This window comes from Avibacterium endocarditidis (genome assembly GCF_002921145.1).
Lineage (GTDB): Bacteria > Pseudomonadota > Gammaproteobacteria > Enterobacterales > Pasteurellaceae > Avibacterium > Avibacterium endocarditidis.
In genome coordinates this window covers 1-5,263 of sequence record NZ_PQVI01000041.1, presented here as the reverse complement: position 1 = coordinate 5,263, position 5,263 = coordinate 1, and the positions used below count along the sequence as shown (strand labels likewise).

Sequence of the window (5,263 nt, the reverse complement as noted above, 5' to 3'; positions counted from 1 at the left end):
ATATGTCAGTATTGAGTTTTGCAAGCTTTAACTTTTTATTCCTTTTTCAAATATACTACGTGACGCCATCTTGGCATACTGATTAGTCCCCAAATGGTACCTATCCCATAAGAACAATGTAAAAGTATAAAGATGATTGGAAGAAAGATATCCCCTATCCAGAAATTTTTTTAAAAATAGATGTTATTGTCATTATGATATTAGCTATACCGTATAGCACTGTTAATAATATAATGAAAATAGGGCAACCTATAGTCGCTAAGATTAATGAAGCCAAAATAGATAATACGAATATTGCAGGTACAAAATGAAAAATAGAAAAACATTTAGGACAAATTCCTATTGTCCGTCCGATCCAAAATCCATTTCCATACTTTTGTTTCAGCATGGCTTTTAAAGAGCTTCTTGTATGGTGATATGAAATGCAGGAAGGCTCAAAACAAATTCGATATCCAGATTTCCTAATACGATAGTGCATTTCATTATCTTCTGTTCGTCCGAGTTTTTCATTGAATCCCCCAGTTTTATCAAAGACTTCTCTACGATAGATTCCGTGTGAAATCGATTTTACATATGTTCGAGTTGAATTTCTTCTGTAAGGAGCTATACCACTACCGAACATTGAAGATTCCGCTGTCGAAAGCGTTTCTTTCCATTTTGTTTGTTCATCGACAATTCTATGACAGGGCCCTCCTGCAACGTATTCCCCATCTTTGATAACTCTGACTCGACGACTTACGAAATCAGGAGGAGCACAGCCATGAGCATCAAATCTAATTATAACATCTCCACTAGCATTTTCAATTGCTATATTCCAACCGGGGCTTGTTTTATCTTTTCATTTTCAATCACTTTCGAGTTATAGAATCCTCTTGCTTTTGCTACAAATTCATCCATATATTTTTTGTTTTTATCTGTAGACATTGAATCCACAAAAATAATCTCAATTTTTTGAGGATAATCTTGGGCCGATGATCATATCAAAATAGGCAGGCATATTTTTTCTTCATTGTGTGCAACAATACAAAAGATACAATCATTGTTTAGTCTCTCTTAATTGTAACTAAAAAATTATTAATAATATCAATATCCTACATATATAATGGTTAATTCGTCTTAAGATATTGTATTTCTTATTATAATAAAATATCTAAATAAAAGTTGAGTTTTTATATTAAATAATACTGTCTAATTTAGAAAATTATTTTAGATATATCTCTATTACTTAATTACCGCTAATACTGTTTTTATCATTGTAAATAGATCTCTACTAAACGAATAATTTCGAATACTCTCTAAATTCCATTTCATTTTTTCGGGAAATACTTTTTCAATGTATTCTTTATCTGAATCTTCAGCATTAGATAAAAGTCTATCTTCATTTTTATATTCAATACTCGCTTCACTTGTAATGCCCGCTGGCAAGAGTAATGTTGACATCATTTCCGCAGTATAGTTATTTACGTATTTGGGTACTTCAGGTCTAGTACCAACAAAACTCATTTCTCCTTTGAGAACATTGATTAATTGAGGGAGTTCATCTAAACGAGTTTTTCTGAGCTTTTCTCCAATAGTTGTAATCCGTTTGTCATTATCCACTGTGACTTGTGAACCTAAAGACTCCGCATTTGCTACCATTGTGCGAAATTTATAAATTTTAAACTCTCTGCCATATTGAGTTATTCTTGTTTGTCTGAAGAATATCTCGCCTGGACTATCCTTATTAATTTTATAAGCTATATATAAAAATAAGGGAGATAGTAAAATCAATAAAATAGTAGCTAAACATCTATCAAGAGCAAATTTAAACAGTAGGCTAATTTTCTTTTTCTTCAAGTAGTCATAATACGGCTTCACTGATTCATTTTTTATTTGTGAAGGTAAATCATTCCAATTTCTCAAAATCATATTAATCACTCAAAATTCGCTTGAAGTTTTCAATAACATAATCAATTTCCTCATCAGTTAGCTGGGTATGTAAAGGTAATGTTACCTCATTACAATATTGTTGATAAGCATTAGGGAATTGCTCTATTGAAAAGCCGAGTGATTTATATGCTGTATGCATAGGTAAAGGCTTGTAATGAACATTAGTCGCGATACCAGCTTCTGCCATTTTTTCGATAAATTGGTTACGGGATACTTCATCTTTATTTAATAGGCGTGTCAAAAATAAATGTCCACTACTTGAATATTCACTCGTAAAATGAGGAAGAATATCAATATTAGAATTTTTTAATCCAGAAATATATTTCTTAATAATTTCTTTTCGTTTTCTAATAGGCTAGGATAACGGTTGAATTGCGCTAGTCCAATAGCAGCACTAATATCTGTCATATTACATTTATAGTAGCAGCCTTGGATATCATATTCCCAAGCACCTAACTTAGTTTTAGCTAACGCATCTTTGCTTTGACCATGCAAAGATAGTAATTGAAACTGGCGGTAAAGATCCTGATTATCTATACCATCAATATTTTTCCAAGTAGCACATCCACCTTCAGCTGTAGTAAAATTTTTAACTGCATGAAAAGAGAAACTGCTAAAATCAGCAATATTTCCCGCCATTTTATTCTTCCATATACTACCTAAAGAATGTGCGCAGTCAGCAACAACCGCAATGCGACCTATTTTCTGCTGTAAATCATTAGAAGGTTTAAATAGGGATTTTTTGCGTTCTACTATTTCGAAAATTTTATCGTAATCGCAAGGAACTCCAGCTATATCAATGGGAATAATTGCTTTTGTTTTATCGGTAATGGCATTTTCTAATGCCTCGTAATCCATTTGATAGGAGTTTGGGCTTGTATCTATTAGCACAAGTTTTGCTCCAATATGGATAACTGGGCTTGCGCTGGCCGTATAGGTATAGGCACAGGTGATGACTTCATCACCTTCTTTAATACCTAATATTCTAAGGATAAGTTCTAAAGCTGCTGTTGCTGAATTTAAACAAACTACTTTCTCTGTACCTATGTAGGAGGCAAGTTTATTTTCTAATTCTTTTGTTTTAGGGCCTGTAGTTATCCAACCGCTCTTTAAGGCAGAAATTACTTCGTTAATTTCTAAATCTGTAATATCAGGAGGAGAGAAGCTAATTTTCACCGTTTATTCCTTAATGTAAATATATTATTGAGATAAATTTTGATATACCATATCACAATTTTCTGTTGCTGGGCTAAAAGCTGTAGATGAAGAAATCAATAAATCCCTAATCTCATCAATCTTGTACTCTGAACATAATATGTCTAATCGCTGCAAGATGTTATTCAAGTCATTCCAATCAAGCATTGTTTCGATAGCTGTCATAATTCTTGGATGTTGTGTTCCCTGTACGTTATCACCGATAAGTAGTTCTTCATATAATTTCTCACCAGGTCTTAATCCTGTAATTGAGATCTCAATATCTCCGTTCGGATTTTTCTCATTTCTTAATGTTAGACCGCTTAAATGAATCATTCTTACGGCTAAATCATAAATTTTTACTGGTTTACCCATATCTAAAACAAAAACATCTCCACCTTTTCCCATTGCACCAGCTTGGATAACTAGTGAGGCGGCCTCAGGGATTGTCATAAAAAAGCGCGTGATTTTTTGATGTGTTAATGTTATTGGGCCACCTTCTTGAATCTGTTTATTAAATAATGGAACCACAGAACCCGAAGAACCTAAAACATTTCCAAAACGAACCATACAAAAACGCGTTGTATTTTGCGTTTTGGCCAATGCTTGTAGAATTAATTCAGCCATACGCTTTGTTGTACCCATTATATTGGTTGGACGAACCGCTTTGTCAGTAGAAATCAAGACAAAAGTAGAAACTCCTGCTTCAATAGCTGCTTGGGCACAATATAAGGTTCCAAAAATGTTATTACGAATCCCTTCAACAACATTGTATTCAACTAAAGGAACATGTTTATATGCCGCAGCATGATAAACCGTATCTACTTTGAACGAACGCATAATAATATCTAGCCTATGCTTTCTTTGTACCGAACCCAATAGTGGAATTAATTCAACGTGTTGAAAATCAGCATTCCTTAATAATTCTTGGTGTATTTGATATAAGGAAAATTCATTTAATTCAAATAAAATTAACTTTTAGGTGATTGTTTAATAATCTGACGACATAATTCAGAACCGATAGAACCACCAGCACCGGTCACCATAACAATTTTATTTTTATATCCTGCGCCAATAAGGACTCAATGGGAGTTACTGGATCACGCCCTAAGAGTTCAGAAATTGAAACTTGATTTAAACTAGTTAAATGTGCTTTACCGCTGACAATATCTTCCATTCCTGGTATTGTAAGTACTTCACATTTATATTTACTAATTCGATTAATAATCGCTTTACGCTGACTTTGCGTTGCACTAGGCATTGCTAATAGGATTTTTTTAATGTTTTTATTGTCTATTAATTTGCCTAATGATTTAGGGCTATAAACAGTAATGCCATGTAATATGGTTTTATGCAGAGCTTTATTATCATCAATAAAGCCAACGACTGAATAATGAGAACCTTGATTTAAAGCTGTTAGTAGTTGTCGGCCTGAATAACCAGCTCCATAGATCAAAACTTTAGTTCTAGAATCTTTATTATGACTAAGTAACATTCGCCATAAAAAACGAGTGTATGTAATAAAAATAGATATAAAGATAAAATAGAGAAAAGGAATTGATCTAGGTAAATTAAATTGAAATATAAATACAACAGCTAATAGCGTGGCTGTTGATAAAATTGAAGCAAGAATAGCAACTTGAGTAAATTTTATTGTAACAAAACGAATAACAGCCCGATATAATCCTAATCGCATAAAAAACAGAATAGAAATACATCCAACTAATAAGATAATATACCAATTTTCGGTCAGTTTGAGTTCTTCACCAAGCTCAAGGCGAACTCCTAGTGCCAAAAAGTAAGAAAATATAATAAGGAAGATATCAATAGTTATTGATATAAATCTTTTTATACTGCGTGGCAAGGATAAAATGTAATCAAGCATAAATTTATGAACTCTCGCGACAGATTTTGGTCCGTTTGTTATTGAAAAAATTGGTCATCTTGTAAGAATTGAATTTTTAACTAATAAGCAGTGAGTTGTCAAAGTTAGAAGACTATGTAAGGGAGCTATTAGCAGAATGAGATTCTATCTATGCATTATGCAAAATAGTCTTAACAGTAGAGGTTTTATAAAAAAAAGTGTATCATATATAGATATGTTCTTTAAAGGAAGTGTTTATGATCAGAAAAAGTTTTT

Annotated in this window: 3 protein-coding genes and 2 pseudogenes; all 5 read right to left on the bottom strand. The window is 32.6% G+C overall.

From position 1 onward, the window contains the following. Positions 1-154 precede the first annotated feature (154 nt). The 5 genes and pseudogenes from C3Z13_RS03755 to C3Z13_RS12640 all read right to left on the bottom strand — a co-directional run bounded on the left by C3Z13_RS03755 (position 155) and on the right by C3Z13_RS12640 (position 5,008). The gene (locus C3Z13_RS03755; RefSeq protein ID WP_245872531.1) at positions 155-778 is read right to left on the bottom strand and encodes a glycosyltransferase family 2 protein; all 624 of its coding nucleotides are present in this window, start codon (positions 776-778) and stop codon (positions 155-157) included. Between the two features lie 443 nt (positions 779-1,221). Beyond that, positions 1,222-1,908 (bottom strand): sugar transferase, encoded by a 687-nt coding sequence (locus C3Z13_RS03750; RefSeq protein WP_103855038.1) that lies wholly within the window; start codon positions 1,906-1,908, stop codon positions 1,222-1,224. 1 nt (position 1,909) lies between these two features. Further along, positions 1,910-3,105 (bottom strand): annotated as a pseudogene (locus tag C3Z13_RS03745) (DegT/DnrJ/EryC1/StrS family aminotransferase). A 24-nt stretch (positions 3,106-3,129) separates the two neighbouring features. Next, positions 3,130-4,169, bottom strand: a pseudogene (locus C3Z13_RS12650) (UDP-N-acetylglucosamine 4,6-dehydratase family protein). Continuing rightward, entirely contained in the window at positions 4,163-5,008 is an 846-nt protein-coding gene (locus tag C3Z13_RS12640; protein WP_281258764.1) for a nucleoside-diphosphate sugar epimerase/dehydratase, read from the bottom strand. Before C3Z13_RS12640 ends, C3Z13_RS12650 begins: the two are co-directional and overlap by 7 nt. Between the last annotated feature and the right edge of the window lie 255 nt (positions 5,009-5,263).